General features: G+C 69.1%; 12 protein-coding genes. 11 read left to right on the top strand and 1 reads right to left on the bottom strand.

Going from position 1 to position 13,580, the window contains the following annotated elements; translation table 11 throughout:
• Nucleotides 1–19 precede the first annotated feature (19 nt).
• The 3 genes from rpmE to BLU22_RS07890 all read left to right on the top strand — a co-directional run bounded on the left by rpmE (nucleotide 20) and on the right by BLU22_RS07890 (nucleotide 2,486).
• On the top strand, nucleotides 20–235 hold the full coding sequence (gene rpmE, locus BLU22_RS07880) for a 50S ribosomal protein L31 (RefSeq protein ID WP_090213439.1): 216 nt from the start codon (nucleotides 20–22) through the stop codon (nucleotides 233–235).
• A 15-nt stretch (nucleotides 236–250) separates the two neighbouring features.
• A complete protein-coding gene (locus tag BLU22_RS07885) occupies nucleotides 251–1,069 on the top strand; it encodes a thermonuclease family protein (protein ID WP_090213441.1) in 819 nt (272 codons plus the stop codon).
• A 148-nt stretch (nucleotides 1,070–1,217) separates the two neighbouring features.
• Nucleotides 1,218–2,486: a malic enzyme-like NAD(P)-binding protein gene (locus tag BLU22_RS07890; protein ID WP_090213442.1), complete on the top strand. Its 1,269-nt coding sequence runs from the start codon at nucleotides 1,218–1,220 to the stop codon at nucleotides 2,484–2,486.
• A 72-nt stretch (nucleotides 2,487–2,558) separates the two neighbouring features.
• Here the strand turns inward: BLU22_RS07890 and BLU22_RS07895 are convergent, their stop codons facing one another.
• A complete protein-coding gene (locus BLU22_RS07895) occupies nucleotides 2,559–4,952 on the bottom strand; it encodes a penicillin-binding protein 1A (protein WP_090213444.1) in 2,394 nt (797 codons plus the stop codon).
• A gap of 171 nt (nucleotides 4,953–5,123) precedes the next feature.
• Between BLU22_RS07895 and pilM the strand changes: the two genes are divergently transcribed.
• The 8 genes from pilM to BLU22_RS07935 are packed head-to-tail and all read left to right on the top strand — an operon-like array spanning nucleotide 5,124 to nucleotide 13,459.
• Entirely contained in the window at nucleotides 5,124–6,182 is a 1,059-nt protein-coding gene (gene pilM / locus BLU22_RS07900) for a type IV pilus assembly protein PilM (RefSeq protein ID WP_090213445.1), read from the top strand.
• The gene (locus tag BLU22_RS07905) at nucleotides 6,182–6,763 is read left to right on the top strand and encodes a PilN domain-containing protein (RefSeq protein ID WP_090213447.1); all 582 of its coding nucleotides are present in this window, start codon (nucleotides 6,182–6,184) and stop codon (nucleotides 6,761–6,763) included. Before pilM ends, BLU22_RS07905 begins: the two co-directional genes overlap by 1 nt.
• Nucleotides 6,760–7,383 carry a type 4a pilus biogenesis protein PilO gene (gene pilO, locus BLU22_RS07910; protein WP_090213448.1) on the top strand — a complete coding sequence of 208 codons (624 nt, stop codon included), beginning with the start codon at nucleotides 6,760–6,762 and terminating at the stop codon, nucleotides 7,381–7,383. Before BLU22_RS07905 ends, pilO begins: the two co-directional genes overlap by 4 nt.
• On the top strand, nucleotides 7,380–7,922 hold the full coding sequence (locus tag BLU22_RS07915) for a pilus assembly protein PilP (RefSeq protein WP_090213450.1): 543 nt from the start codon (nucleotides 7,380–7,382) through the stop codon (nucleotides 7,920–7,922). Before pilO ends, BLU22_RS07915 begins: the two co-directional genes overlap by 4 nt.
• A 35-nt stretch (nucleotides 7,923–7,957) precedes the next feature.
• Nucleotides 7,958–10,117: a type IV pilus secretin PilQ gene (gene pilQ / locus BLU22_RS07920; protein WP_090213451.1), complete on the top strand. Its 2,160-nt coding sequence runs from the start codon at nucleotides 7,958–7,960 to the stop codon at nucleotides 10,115–10,117.
• A 3-nt stretch (nucleotides 10,118–10,120) separates the two neighbouring features.
• Nucleotides 10,121–10,639 (top strand): shikimate kinase AroK, encoded by a 519-nt coding sequence (gene aroK, locus BLU22_RS07925; RefSeq protein ID WP_090213453.1) that lies wholly within the window; start codon nucleotides 10,121–10,123, stop codon nucleotides 10,637–10,639.
• A gap of 55 nt (nucleotides 10,640–10,694) precedes the next feature.
• Nucleotides 10,695–11,792: a 3-dehydroquinate synthase gene (aroB, locus tag BLU22_RS07930; protein WP_090213454.1), complete on the top strand. Its 1,098-nt coding sequence runs from the start codon at nucleotides 10,695–10,697 to the stop codon at nucleotides 11,790–11,792.
• Nucleotides 11,793–11,851: 59 nt separating this feature from the next.
• Nucleotides 11,852–13,459, top strand: coding sequence for an AAA family ATPase (locus BLU22_RS07935; protein ID WP_090213456.1), 1,608 nt, complete (start codon nucleotides 11,852–11,854; stop codon nucleotides 13,457–13,459).
• Nucleotides 13,460–13,580: the final 121 nt, after the last annotated feature.

A 13,580-nucleotide genomic window follows, 5' to 3' on the forward strand; every position in this document is an offset into this window, starting at 1 on the left:
CATCCCTGAGGATCCATAGATGAAACCGGAAATCCATCCCGCGTACGCAGAAATCAGCGCAACCTGCAGCTGCGGCAACGTGATCAAGACCCGCTCCACCCTGTGCAAGGACCTGAGCCTCGACGTCTGCTCCGAGTGCCACCCGTTCTACACCGGCAAGCAGAAGGTGCTGGACACCGGCGGCCGTATCGATCGCTTCAAGCAGCGTTTCGCTGGCTTCGGCGCGACCAAGTAAGATTGCGTACCCGGGATGCATTCGCTGTTTCCCGGCACGAGCGAAAAGGCGCCCCTATGGGGCGCCTTTTTCGTTGCTGCGCTGCTGTGGCTGCTGCCCGCGCAAGCGGCGACCGCCGAGGCCTGCGCGATGCCCGCCGGACTGCGCGAGGCGCGGGTGGAGCGGGTGGTGGATGGCGACACCCTGCGCCTGGCCGATGGCCGCAGCGTGCGGCTGATCGGCCTCAACACGCCGGAAATGGCCCGCGGCGGGCGTCCCGCCGAGCCCTTCGCGGTGGAGGCGATGCGCCACCTCGAAAGGCTGGTCGCCGCCAGCGCCGGGCGCGTCTACCTGCAGCCGGGCGCGCAGCCACGCGATCGCTACGGCCGCAGCCTGGCGCATGCCTTCGGTCGCGACGGGCGCAGCTGGGCGTCGGCGCAACTGGCCGCCGGGTTGGGCCTGGCGGTGGCGCTGGCGCCGAACACCGCGCGGCTCGACTGCCTGCTGGCCGCCGAGGCCCAGGCGCGCGCCGCGCGCCGCGGACTGTGGCGGCGCAATCCGCAGCGCGCGGTCGGCCAGCTGCAGGCCGGCGGCTTCGCCCTGTTGAGCGGACGCATCGAGAGCTTCGAGCGCAATCGCGGCGGCCTGTGGCTGCGGATGGATGGCGCGCTGGTGCTGCGCGTCGCGCCGCAGCGGATCGCCCGCTTCGATCCGGATGCGCTGCGCGCGCTGGTCGGCCGGCGGGTCGAGGTGCGCGGCTGGGTGGTCGAGCGCAGCCGTCGCGGCGCGCTCCGGCCGGGGCAGGCGCGCTGGCAACTGAGCCTGGATCATCCGGCGCTGCTGCGCCGGCTCTGAGGCTCCGCTCGCGGTCGAAAGCGGCCGCCAACAGGGGGCTTGACAGGGGCGGGCGAGGCCCTGCGGCGGTGCTCTTGTGAGCCGCGAGGCTCTTGCCGTATGCTCGGGATCCCTGTCTGTCCTACCTATAATAAGCGGAAGCACCAACATGTCTGACCTGAAAACCGCCGCGCTCGAATACCACGCCCAGCCCCGTCCCGGTAAGCTGAGCGTCGAGTTGACCAAGCCGACGGCCACCGCGCACGACCTGGCCCTGGCCTACAGCCCGGGCGTGGCCGAGCCGGTCCGCGAGATCGCCCGCGACCCCGAACTGGCGTTCAAGTACACCGGCAAGGGCAATCTGGTCGCGGTCATTTCCGACGGCACGGCGATCCTCGGCCTCGGCAACCTCGGCCCGCTGGCCTCCAAGCCGGTGATGGAAGGCAAGGGCGTGCTGTTCAAGCGTTTCGCCGGCGTCGACGTGTTCGACATCGAGGTGGACGCGGAAAGCCCGCAGGCCTTCATCGACACCGTCAAACGCATCTCCATCACCTTCGGCGGCATCAACCTGGAAGACATCAAGGCGCCCGAGTGCTTCGAGATCGAGCGTGCGCTGATCGAGCAGTGCGACATCCCGGTGTTCCACGACGACCAGCACGGCACGGCCATCGTCACCGCCGCCGGCATGCTCAATGCCCTGGAAATCGCCGGCAAGACCCTGGAGGAGGCGAAGATCGTCTGCCTCGGCGCCGGTGCCGCGGCCATCGCCTGCATGAAGCTGCTGGTCAGCCTCGGCGCGAAGATCGAGAACATCTACATGATCGACCGCAAGGGCGTGATCCACGCCGGCCGCGACGATCTCAACCAGTACAAGTCGGTGTTCGCCCACGAGACCGACAAGCGCACCCTGTCCGAGGCGATGGAAGGTGCCGACGTGTTCGTCGGCCTGTCCGGCGCCAACCTGCTGTCGGCCGAGGACCTGGCGCGCATGGCCGCCAACCCGATCGTGTTCGCCTGCTCCAACCCGGATCCGGAAATCTCCCCCGCGCTGGCCCATGCGACCCGTTCCGACGTGATCATGGCCACCGGCCGCTCCGACTATCCGAACCAGGTCAACAACGTGCTGGGCTTCCCGTTCATCTTCCGCGGTGCCCTGGACGTGCGCGCCACCCGCATCAACGAGGAGATGAAGATCGCCGCGGTCAACGCGATCCGCGAGCTGGCCAAGCTGCCGGTGCCCAAGGAAGTCTGCGACGCCTACCGCGTCGAGCACCTGGAGTTCGGTCGCGAGTACATCATTCCCAAGCCGATGGACCAGCGTCTGATCCAGCTGGTGCCGGACGCGGTGGCCAAGGCCGCCATCGAGACCGGCGTGGCACGTCTCGGCTACCCGGCGCACTATCCGCTGAAGTCGGTGGACGGCGTGTTCGGCAACTGAGCCGCGTCGTGAGCCGATGAAAAAACCCGCCTTCAGGCGGGTTTTTTCGTTTCCGTGCCCGGCTTGCCGGGCTCAGAACAGGTCGATGGGCACCGGGGCCGCCTCGTTGCTGAAGTGGTCCTGGGTGAAGCCGCGCGGCTCGAACGTGGCCGGTTGCGGCGGCATGTCGCTGCGGAACAGCTCGAAGAAGGCATCCCCGGCGCCGGCAGCGGCGGCCCGTCCGCTGGCCGGATCGACGCGCAGGCGCAGCAGGCCGTCCGGCTCGGGCGGCAGGTGCGGCGGCAGATCCTTGAGCGCCACGCTCATGTAGCGCATCCAGATCGGCAGTGCCAGGGTGCCGCCGTACTCGCCGCGGCCGAGGCTCTGCGGCTGGTCGAAACCGGCCCAGGCGGTGGTGACGAAGTCGCCGTTGTAGCCGGCGAACCAGGAGTCCTTCTGTTCGTTGGTGGTGCCGGTCTTGCCGGCGATGTCGCTGCGCTGCAGGGCCAGCGCGCGGCGGGCGGTGCCGCGCTTGATCACGTCCTGCAGCATGCTGGTCATGATGTAGGCGGTGCGCGCATCCATCACCCGCTCGGCCTGTGCCGGCGACTCGCCCGGGACTTCGGCTGTCGTCTGGACGGCGGCCGGGCGTGCCTCCGGCACGCGGGGCGGGTTGGCGCGGAACAGGGTGTTGCCGTCGCGGTCGTCGATGCGGGTGATCAGGTAGGGCTGCACGCGGTAGCCGCCGTTGGCGAACACCGTGTAGCCGCTGGCCACCTCTAGCGGGGTCAGGTTGGCGGTACCTAGCGCCAGCGAGAAGTTGCGCGGCAGGTCGTCGCGCGGCAGGCCGAAGGTGCGCGTGCCGTAGTCGACGGCGTAGTCGATGCCGATCTCCTGCAGCAGGCGGATCGATACCAGGTTGCGTGAGCGATACAGGGCTTCGCGCATGCGGATCGGGCCGAGGAAGGTGTTGTTGTCGTTCTTCGGTCGCCAGACCTTGCCGGTGTAGGGATCGACGAACTCGATAGGCGCATCGTCGATCAGGCTGGCGGCGGTGAAGCCCTTGTCCAGCGCCGCGCTGTAGACGAACGGCTTGAAGCTGGAGCCGGGCTGGCGTTTGGCCTGGGCGGCGCGGTTGTAGTTGCTCTGCTCAAAGGAGAAGCCGCCGATCAGCGCGCGGATCGCGCCGTCGCGCGGGTCGAGGGAAACCAGCGCGCCCTGCACCTGGGGCAACTGGACGAAGCGCAGGCTGCCGTCGGCCTGGCGCTGCACGCGGATCAGGTCGCCGCTCTGCACCACATCGGCAGGTTTCTGCGGCGCGCGGCCGAGGCTGTTGGTGGCCAGGTGCGGGCGTGCCCACTTCATGCTCTGCCAGGCCACCGCCTCCTCGGCGCCGCCGCGGGTCAGCACCCGGATGCCGTCGCGTTCGACGCGACTGACGATCGCCGGCTCCAGCCCGCCGAGCGTGCGCTGCTCGGCCAGCTTGGCCAGCCAGGCGGCATTGTCGAGGCCGGGGAAGCGCGCTTCCGGGCCGCGCCAGCCATGGCGCTGGTCGTAGTCGATCAGGCCGCTGCGCAGGGCCTGGTTGGCGGCCTCCTGCAGGTCGCCGCGCACGCTGGTATAGACCCGGTAGCCCTCGGTGTAGGCGTCGCCGCCGTACTGGCCGACCAGTTCGGCGCGGGCCATCTCGGCGACGTAGGGCGCCTCGATCTGCGGCGGGGCGATGGCCTGGGCGCGCACCTCGACGGTTTCGGCCAGGGCCTGTTCGTAGCGCAGGCGGTCGATGCGGCCCAGCTCGAACATGCGCAGGAGAATCCAGTCGCGGCGGATCTTGGCGCGCTCGGGATTAACCACCGGGTTGTAGCGCGACGGCGCCTTGGGCAGGCCGGCAATCATCGCCAGCTGGGCCAGCGACAGCTGGTCGATCGACTTGCCGTAGTAGACCTGGGCGGCGGCCTCGATGCCGTAGGCGCGGTTGCCCAGGTAGATCTTGTTGACGTACAGCTCGAGGATCTCGTTCTTGCTCAGCGCCCGCTCGATCTGCAGGGCCAGCAGGATCTCGTTGGCCTTGCGCGAGAAGCTGCGCTCGCTGGACAGGAAGAAGTTCTTCGCCACCTGCATGGTGATGGTGCTGCCGCCGGTCTGGATCTGTCCGCTCTTCACTAATTGCGCAGCAGCACGCATCAGGCTTTTGACGTCGACGCCATAATGGTTCGCGAAGTTGTCGTCCTCGGCGGCCAGCAGCGCGCTGATGAAGTCGGGCGGAATGTCCTCGAAGCGGATCGGCGTGCGGCGCATCTCGCCGAACTCGGCGATCAGCAGGTCGTCGGCGCTGTAGATCCGCAGCGGTACCTGCATGCGCACGTTGCGCAGGGTTTCCGCCGCCGGCAGGTTCGGACTCAGGTAGAGGTAGGTGCCGCTGAGGCCGAGCAGCACGGCGCTGAACAGGGCGACACAGGTCCACAACAGGAATTTCAGTACGCGCATCGGCAATCTGGCTGATTCGGAAAGGGAGGAGGGCGCAAATGTTCGCAGGTGAGGCAGGAACTGGTCACATTATACCCACTTTCGCCCGCCCCCGGCGGACCTGTCGCGCATCCCGGGCCGCGGTGCGCGGCGCCCGCGAGTGATCCGCCGATGCCGATAGGGAAGTTGGCGATGCCGACATTGTTCAGGAAGAAGAGCGATACCCTGCTGGGCATCGACATCAGTTCGTCGGCGGTCAAGCTGGTCGAGTTGTCGCGCTCGGCCGGGCGCTACCAGATCGAGGCCTACGCCATCGAGCCGCTGCCGGCCAACGCGATGGTCGACCGCAACCTCGCCGAGGTTGAAGGCGTCGCCCAGGCGCTGACCCGCGCGCTGGCACGCTCGCGCAGCAAGGTGCGCCAGGCGGCGGTGGCCCTGCCGGGTTCGGCGGTGATCGGCAAGTTGCTGGAGATGGAGGCCGGCCTCTCCGAGGAGGAGCTGGAGAACCTGCTGCGCCTGGAGGCAGACCAGTACATCCCCTACCCGCTGGACGAGGTCGCCCTGGATTTCGAGGTGCTTGGCCCGGCGCCGCGCAATCCCGAGCGCGCCGAGGTGCTGCTGGCGGCCTGTCGCAAGGAGAACGTCGAGGCGCGCGAGGCGGCGCTGGCGCTGGCCGGCGTCGAGGCGCGGGTGGTCGAGGTCGAGGCGCACGCGCTGGAGCGGGCCTGCGCGCTGTTGCAGCCGTGCGAGGACAAGCCGGCCGCGCTGGTGGCGCTACTGGACGTCGGTGCGACGCTGACCACCTTCAGCGTCCTGCAGGGCGAGCGCACCCTCTATAGCCGCGAACAGCTGTTCGGCGGCCGGCAACTGGTCGAGGAGCTGCAGAGCCGCTATGCGATGAGTGCGGCGGAGGCCGAGCAGGCGCTGCGTCAGGGTGGACTGCCGCCCGGCTGTGCCGACGAGGTGCTGCTGCCGTTCCAGGACTCGGTGCTCCAGCAGGCCGCCCGCTGCCTGCAGTTCTTCTTCGCCGCCGGCCAGTTCGCCGCGGTCGACCATGTGCTGCTGGCCGGCGGCACGGCAGCCCTGCCGGGGCTGGCCGAGCGCCTGGCCGAGCACCTGGGAACGCCCTGCTCGGTGGCCAACCCGTTCCTGGCGATGGGCGTCGGCAGCCGGGTCGGCGCGCAGGCGCTGGCGGCCGATGCGCCGGCATTACTGACGGCCTGTGGCCTGGCCCTGCGGAGTTTCGACTGATGGCGCGGATCAACCTGCTGCCCTGGCGCGAGCAGCGCCGCGAGGAGCGCAAGAAGCGCTTCCAGCTGGCGCTGCTGGGCGTGTTGCTGAGCGCGGTGGCGCTGGTCGTCGGGGCCGACCGTTACCTGAACGCGGCCCTGTCCGCGCAACAGGCGCGCAACGCCTTCGTGCGCGAGCAGATCGTCCTGCTGGACACGCGGATCGCCGAGATCCGCGACCTGCGCGAGCGGCGCACGCAACTACTGGAGCGGATGAAGATCATCCAGGACCTGCAGGGCAACCGGCCGATCATCGCGCGGATCTTCGACCAGCTGGTGCGGACCCTGCCCGAGGGTGTGTATTTCACTGAGCTGAAGATGAGCGCCCAGCAGATCGCCATCGGCGGCGTCGCCGAATCCAACCACCAGGTGTCGAGCCTGATGCGCAGCCTGGCGGCCTCCGACTGGCTGATGGCGCCGAACCTCACCGAAGTGCGCGCGCTCAGCGCCACGGCGCCCGAGCAGGGCAACGTATTCCAGTTGACGGTGCAGCAGACCCAGCCGTCTGCCGAGCAGCCGAGCGAGAAGGGGGCGACGCCATGAGCCTGCGCGACAGCCTGGACAGCCTGCGCAAGGTCGATCTCGGCGAGCTCGACCTCAACAACCTCGGCGCCTGGCCGGCGCCGGTCAAGGCGATCAGCGCCGTGCTGCTGTTCGTCGTGCTGCTCGGCCTGGGCTGGCAGCTGCACCTCAGCGACCTGCAGGCCGGCCTGGAGCAGCAGCGTCAGGAGGAGCAGGCGCTCAAGGAACAGTTCGCCAGCAAGGCTTTCCAGGCCGCCAATCTGGAGGTGTTCCGCGCCCAGCTGGCGGAGATGGAGCAGTCGTTCGGCTCGCTGCTGCGCCAGTTGCCCAGCGATACCGAAGTGCCCGGCCTGCTCGAGGACATCACCCGCACCGGCCTGGACAGCGGCCTGGAGTTCGAGGAAATCAAGCTGCTGCCCGAGGTGGTGCAGCCCTTCTATATCGAACTGCCGATCCGCATCCGCGTGCTCGGCGGCTACCACGACCTGGCAGCATTCGTCAGCGGCGCGGCCAGCCTGCCGCGGATCGTCACCCTGCACGATTTCGAGATCAAGCCGGTGGCCGGCAGCAATGGCGTGCGCCTGGGCATGGACATACTGGCCAGGACTTATCGCTACAACGACAAGGGATTGCAGCCATGAGGAGTCTGCGCATGCTGCTCGGCGCCTGCCTGGTGCCGCTGCTGAGCGCCTGCGGCGATGGCGATGTCGCCGACCTGCAGGCCTACATGGACGAGGTGCGCGCCCGGCCGTCCGGGCGCGTCGAGGCGGTGCCGCAGTTCGCCCCCTACGAGGCCTTCACCTATAACGCCGGCGCGCTGCGCAGCCCATTCCTGCCGCTGCAGCGCTTCGCGACCCAGCAGAAGGCACAGGACGGCAGCCTGGTGCGTCCCGACGAGACGCGCCAGAAGCAGCCGCTCGAAGCCTTCGACATCGACACCCTGCAGATGGTCGGCCTGCTGGCCAACCGGCAGCGGACCTTCGCCCTGGTCGCCAGCGCCGCCGGCGTCCAGCGGGTCGCCGTCGGCGACTACCTGGGGCGCAGCCATGGCCGGGTGGTGGCGATCCATGCCGACCGCATCGAGCTGCGCGAGATCGTGCCCGACGGCAACGACGGCTGGCTCGAGCGTCCGCGCATCCTGCCGCTCAAGGACGGTGCCCCGGCGGCGGGTGACGCATGAACCCCTTTCTCAGGTCTGCACAACGGATTCAGACAATGCACAGTCCTCTTTCGCGTTCAAGCCTGTCACTGCTGGCGCTGCTGCTGGCCCCGGCGCTCCAGGCCGCCGACCTGCAGGCCCTCGACGTCGCGGCCCTGCCCGGCGATCGCATCGAGCTGAAGCTGACCTTCGACGAGCCGGTGGAGGCGCCGCGCGGTTACACCATCGAGCAGCCGGCACGCATCGCCCTCGACCTGCCCGGCGTGCGCAATCGGCTCGGCAGCCGGGTGCGCGAGCTGGGGGTCGGCAACGCGCGCAGCGTGACCCTGGTGGAGACTCCCGAGCGCACGCGGATGATCGTCAACCTGCTGAACCTGACGCCCTACAGCACCCGCAGCGAGGGGCGCCAGCTGTTCGTCACCCTCGGCGCCGGGGCGACCGGGGACGCGGTGGCGCCGGTGGCCGTTGCGCCGCTCGCCGCCGCGCCGGCTCTGGCGCCGAGTGTGCCGGCTCCGGCCCTGCCGGCCGGCAAGGCGATCCGCAACATCGACTTCCGTCGTGGCGAGCAGGGCGAGGGCAATGTGGTCATCGAGCTGTCCGACCGCGGCATCAGCCCGGAAATCCGCGACGATGGCGGCAAGATCCGTCTGGTGTTCGCCCGTACCGAACTGCCCGACGCGCTGCGCACGCGACTGGACGTCAAGGACTTCGCCACCCCGGTGAGCGTCGTCGAGGCGCGCAGCGAAGGCGAGCAGACCAGCATCGTCATCGAGCCGAGCGGCCTCTACGACTATCTGGCCTACCAGACCGACGAGCGGCTGATCGTCAGCGTCAAGCCGCTGAGCAAGGCCGATGTCGAGCAGAACAAGCGCGAGCGCTTCGCCTACAGCGGCGACAAGTTGTCGCTGAACTTCCAGGACATCGACGTGCGCGCGGTGCTGCAGCTGATCGCCGAATTCACCGAGCTCAATCTGGTGGCCAGCGACAGCGTGCAGGGCAACATCACCCTGCGCCTGCAGAACGTGCCCTGGGACCAGGCGCTGGATCTGGTGCTCAAGAGCAAGGGGCTGGACAAGCGCATGCTCGGCAACGTGCTGCTGGTGGCGCCGGCGGCGGAGATCGCCGAACGCGAGCGCCTGGAGCTGGAGAGCAAGCGGCAGATCGCCGAGCTGGCGCCGCTGCGCCGCGAGGTGGTGCAGCTCAACTACGCCAAGGCCTCGGACATCGCCAAGCTGTTCGAGGAGTTCTCCGAGGGCGGCGAGCAGAAGGACATGCGCGGTTCGGTGATCTACGACGACCGCACCAACAGCCTGATCGCCTACCTGACCGGCGAGCGTCTGGACGAGCTGCGGCGCATCGTCACCCAGCTCGACGTGCCGGTGCGCCAGGTGATGATCGAGGCGCGCATCGTCGAGGCCAACGTCGGCTACGACAAGAGCCTCGGCGTGCGCTGGGGCGGCAACCTGTGGAAGGCCAACGACAACAAGTGGCGCGCCTGGGGCAAGGACGGCCAGCTGGACGTGGTCGACGACCCCAACGCCCAGGGAAAGCCGGGCGACGACGACTACATCCCCTCGCGCAGCACCGGGCGCTTCGCCGGGATTCCCGAGATTCCGCTGAACACCCCGTTCATCGACCTGGGCGCGGCCAACAGCACGGCCGGCATCGGTCTGGGCTTCATCACCGACAACACCATCCTCGACCTGCAGCTGTCGGCGATGGAGAAGACCGGCAACGGCGAGGTGGTCTCGCAGCCCAAGGTGGTCACCTCGGACAAGGAAACCGCCAAGATCCTCAAGGGCTCGGAAGTGCCCTACCAGGAGGCCAGCTCCAGCGGCGCCACCAGCACCTCGTTCAAGGAGGCGGCGCTGGCCTTGGAGGTGACGCCGCAGATCACCCCGGACAACCGCATCGTCATGGAGGTGCGGGTCACCAAGGACGAGCCGGACTTCGCCAAGGCGCTCAACGGCGTGCCGCCGATCAACAAGAACGAGGTCAACGCCAAGGTGCTGGTCACCGACGGCGAGACCATCGTCATCGGCGGGGTGTTCTCCAACACCCAGACCAAGTCGGTGGAGAAGGTACCGTTCCTCGGCGATCTCCCGTTCATTGGCCGGCTGTTCCGCCGCGACATCGTCAGCGACCAGAAATCCGAGCTGCTGGTCTTCCTCACACCGCGTATCATGGACACCCAGGCGTTTTCTGTGAGTCGTTGATCCGTGCGCAATCTGATACTCGTGGGCCCGATGGGGGCTGGCAAGAGCACCATCGGGCGTCTTCTGGCCAAGGAGCTGCACCTGCCGTTCAAGGATTCCGACAAGGAGATCGAGGTGCGCACTGGCGCCGACATCCCGTGGATCTTCGATGTCGAGGGCGAGGCCGGCTTTCGCGAGCGCGAGCAGGCGGTGCTGGCCGACCTGTGCCGCGAGGACGGCCTGGTGCTGGCCACCGGCGGCGGCGCGGTGCTGCGTGCCGAGAACCGCGCGGCGCTGCATGCCGGCGGCCGGGTCATCTACCTGCACACCTCGGTGGAGCAGCAGCTGGAGCGTACCGCGCGCGACCGCAACCGGCCGCTGCTGCGCACCGCCAACCCCGGCCAGGTGCTGCGCGAGCTGCTGGCAACCCGCGATCCGCTGTACCGGGAGATCGCCGATGTGGTGATCGAGACCGACCAGCGTCCGCCGCGGATGGTGGTACAGGAAATCCTCAGCCGTCTGGAGCAGTTGCCGCCGCGTTGAGGCGCCCGGCAACTGCGTTATCCTAGCAGCCAATTTTTTTCACGGGCGGGGCCTTATGCGGACTCTTCACGTCGATCTCGGCGAGCGCAGCTATCCCATCTTCATCGGCGGCGGCCTGCTCGACCGTGCCGAGTGTTTCACCCCCTATATCGCCGGCCGTCAGGTGGCGGTGGTCACCAACGAGACGGTGGCGCCGCTGTACCTGCAGCGCCTGCTCGACACCCTGGCCGGCTATCGGGTCACGCCGATCGTGCTGCCCGACGGCGAGGCGTTCAAGAACTGGGAAACCCTGCAGCGGATCTTCGACGGCCTGCTCGAGGCGCGCCACGACCGGCGCACCACCCTGATCGCCCTCGGCGGCGGGGTGATCGGCGACATGACCGGTTTCGCCGCCGCCTGCTACCAGCGCGGCGTGGACTTCATCCAGGTGCCGACCACCCTGCTGTCGCAGGTGGATTCCTCGGTGGGCGGCAAGACCGGCATCAACCACTCGCTGGGCAAGAACATGATCGGCGCCTTCTACCAGCCCAAGGCGGTGGTGATCGACACCGCGACCCTGGCGACGTTGCCGGCGCGCGAGTTGTCGGCAGGTCTGGCCGAGGTGATTAAGTACGGGCTGATCTGCGACGAGCCGTTCCTCGCCTGGCTGGAGCAGCACATCGACGCGCTGCGCGGCCTCGACGCCGAGGCGATCAGCGAGGCGGTGGAACGCTCCTGCGCCGCCAAGGCGCGGGTGGTGAATGCCGACGAGCGCGAGTCCGGGGTGCGCGCCACCCTCAACCTCGGCCACACCTTCGGCCACGCCATCGAGACCGAAATGGGCTATGGCGCCTGGCTGCACGGCGAGGCGGTGGGCGCCGGCACCGCGATGGCCCTGGAAATGTCGCAGCGCCTGGGCTGGATCGACGCCCCGGCGCGCGATCGCGGCATCCGTCTGCTGGCCCGCGCCGGCCTGCCGCTGGTGCCGCCGGCGCAAATGGGGCCGGAGGAATTCCTGCGCCACATGGCGGTCGACAAGAAGGTGCTCGACGGCCAGTTGCGACTGGTCCTGCTGCGCCGCCTGGGCGAGGCGGTGGTGACCGCCGAGTATCCGCGCGAGGTGCTCGATGCGACGCTGCGCGCAGACTACGCGGCCCTGGCCCGTCAGGCCTGAAGTGAATCCGTCGCCCCGGCGCTCGCCGGGGCCTCCCGCGCAAATTGGATGAGGCACCCATGACCAGCCTGCATGCCGACGAGGCATTCGTTGAACACTACCAGCTCAGCCACAACCCCTTCGCGCCGCGGGTGCCGGGCTTCAAGTTCTTCCCGGCGCAGCGCAAGCCGGTGCTGGCCCAGCTGCACCAGCTGGCGCGCTACAGCTCGCTGATGCTGGTGGTCAGCGGCCCTCTGGGCAGCGGCAAGACCCTGCTGCGCCAGGCGCTGGTGGCCAGCAGCAACAAGCAGAGCGTGATCTGCGTGGCTGCCAGCGGCCGCCAGGCCGCCGGCAGCCTGTCTCTGCTACAGCATTTCAGCCAGGGGCTGGGCGGTAACAGCCAGGATGTCGACGGCCTGCTCGGCCAGGTGGCGCGCCTCAATCAGGGCGGCCAGGAAGTCTACCTGCTGGTCGACGATGCTGAGCGCCTGCAGGACGAGGCGCTGGACACCCTGGCGGCGCTGGCGACCGGCGACCGCGACGGACGCGCCCATGTGTTCCTGTTCAGCGAGCCGGAGCTGCTGACGCGCCTGGAGTCGCTCGGCAAGGCCGACAGCTGCCATGTGCTGGAGCTGCAGCCCTACAGCTTGGCCGAGACCCGCGCCTACCTGGCCCAGCGCCTGCAGGGCGCCGGCCAGGACATCGATCTGCTCGACGATGCGCAGATCGAGGAGATCCATCTCGACTCGGGCGGCTGGCCCGGCGGCATCAACCGCGCCGCCCGCGATGCGCTGGTCGAGGCGATGCTGGCCGACCGCGAGCCGGAAACCGCCGGCGAGCGCGGCAGCAGCCTGCCGAAGAAGCACCTGCTGGCGGTGGCGGTGGTGCTGGGCGGTCTGGCGCTGGCCTTCGTGCTCAAGAACGGCGACGAGCCGGCCCCGACGGCGCAGTCGCCCGTCGCCTCCGGCGAGCCGCTGGCGGCATCCGGCGACGCGCCGCCGAGTACCGGCCCGACCATCGAGTTCGCCGGCGGTCAGCCGGTGCCGCTGCCGCTGGTCGGTCAGGGGCAGCCGGTGCTGCGCGAGCCGCTGGCCCGCGAGGCCGGGCAGGCGGCGGTAGAGGAACTGGATGCCGCCAATGCCGCCATGCCGATCGCGGCGCCGCGTCCGGCCCCGGCCCAGCCGAGCCCTGCGCCTGCCCCGGCGGCACCTGCGCCCGCACCTGCCCAGGCTGCCGCGCCCATCGCTGCCCCGGTGGTCGCTCCGGCCCCGGCCCCCGCTCCGGCCGTCGCTCCCGCACCGAGCGTGGCCAGTCAGCCGCGTCCTGCTCCGGCGCCTGCTCCGGCCCCGACACCTGCCCCGGCGCCCGCCGCCAGTGCGCCGGCCGCCGGGGGCGTGCACAACGGCTGGTATCTGGGCCAGCCGGTCGGGCAGTACACCCTGCAGCTGTTCGGCACCAGCTCGGAGGCCGCCGCGCAGAGTCAGGTGCGCGAGGGCGGCGGCGAGTACCGCTACTTCCGCAAGCTGCACCAGGGCCAGCCGCTGTATGTGGTGACCTATGGGCGCTTCTCCTCCCCGGAGGCCGCCAAGTCGGCGGTGAGCGCGTTGCCGGCCCGCCTGCAGGCGGGCAAGCCGTGGCCGCGCACCTTCGCCAGCATCCAGCAGGAAATCCGCCAGGCCGGCCGCTAGACTGCCAGTAGCCGCGGGGCTGTGAAGAACCGGTGATGCGCCCTGCGCCTCACCGGTTTTCTTTTATAAACGCGACATTAAATTTTCGTTTTTGCGTCATTCTGTCTTTTTTCGGACACCC

Source organism: Pseudomonas guangdongensis, assembly GCF_900105885.1.
Taxonomy (GTDB): Bacteria; Pseudomonadota; Gammaproteobacteria; order Pseudomonadales; family Pseudomonadaceae; genus Geopseudomonas; species Geopseudomonas guangdongensis.